This is a genomic window from Micromonospora sp. NPDC005710 (genome assembly GCF_040630995.1).
Lineage (GTDB): Bacteria > Actinomycetota > Actinomycetes > Mycobacteriales > Micromonosporaceae > Micromonospora.
Window position 1 is genome coordinate 1 of sequence record NZ_JBEXYP010000071.1, and the last position, 1328, is coordinate 1328.

Here is a 1328-nt window from a genome sequence, read left to right on the forward strand (position 1 = left end):
GGTGTGGTGGTGTCGCATGCGGGTGTGGTGAATCGGTTGCGGTGGATGCAGGACCGGTTTGGTTTGGTGTCGGGTGAGCGGGTGGTGCAGAAGACCCCGTTCACGTTCGACGTGTCGGTGTGGGAGTTCTTCTGGCCGTTGGTTTTGGGCGCGACGGTGGTGGTCGCCCGTCCCGGCGGTCACCGCGACCCCACCTATCTGGCCGAGCTGATCCGTGACGAGCGGGTGTCGACGGCGCACTTCGTGCCCTCGATGTTGGAGGCGTTCCTTCCGGTGGCGGCCTCGTGCACGGGGTTGTCGCGGGTGGTCTGTTCCGGTGAGGCGCTTCCGGAGTCGGTGCGGGACAGCCTGTTGGCGGTCCTCCCCGACACGGAGTTGCACAACTTGTATGGGCCGACGGAGGCGTCGGTGGATGTGACGGCGACTCGGTGTGCGGTGGGTGTGCCGGTGACGATCGGGTCGCCGGTCGCGAACACCCGCACGTATGTCCTGGACGGTGGTCTGCAGCCGGTCCCGGTGGGCGCCGCCGGCGAACTGTATTTGGCCGGTGTGCAGTTGGCTCGGGGATATGTGGGCCGGGCTGGTCTAACGGCGGAGCGGTTCGTCGCCAACCCGTTCGAGTCGGGGGAGCGGCTATATCGCACTGGTGACCTGGTCCGCTGGACCCGCGCTGGGGAACTCGACTACCTGGGTCGCACCGACGACCAGGTCAAGTTGAGGGGTGTGCGGATCGAGTTGGGTGAGGTGCAGGCGGCGGTGGCCGCGCATCCGCAGGTGGTGCAGGCCGCCGTGGTCGTGCGCGACGATCGGCTGGTCGCCTACGTCGTTGTCGTCGGTGGTGACGGTGCTGGGGTGCGGGAGTTCGTGGGGCAGCGGCTGCCGCAGTACATGGTCCCCGCCGCGGTCGTCGTCCTCGACGCGCTGCCGTTGACGAGCAGCGGGAAGCTCGACCGTCGGGCGTTGCCGGCGCCGGACTTCGCTGGGGCTGTCGGGTCCAGCCGTCCTGCGGCGAATGCGCGGGAAGAGTTGTTGTGTGCCGGGTTCGCTGAGGTTCTGGGCCTGGACCACGTCGGCGTCGAGGATGACTTCTTCGCCTTGGGTGGGCATTCTCTGGTGGTGGTGCGGCTGGTGGAGTGGCTGCGGCAGCGGGGTGTTTCGGTGCCGGTGCGGGCGTTTTTCCAGACGCCGACTCCGGCGGCGTTGGCCGCGACCGGTGGCGTCGACACGGTCGATGTTCCGCCGAATCTGATCCCGGCTGACACGTCGGTGATCACTCCGGCGATGTTGCCGTTGGTGGATCTGACGCAGGAGCAGATCGACCGGATCGC

1 protein-coding gene is annotated in these 1328 nt (G+C 67.8%); it reads left to right on the forward strand.

Annotated features, from left to right (window positions below):
• Nucleotides 1–45 precede the first annotated feature (45 nt).
• The coding region (locus tag ABZ406_RS30945) for an AMP-binding protein (RefSeq protein ID WP_357769121.1) at nt 46–1328 on the forward strand (1283 nt) is incomplete at its 3' end.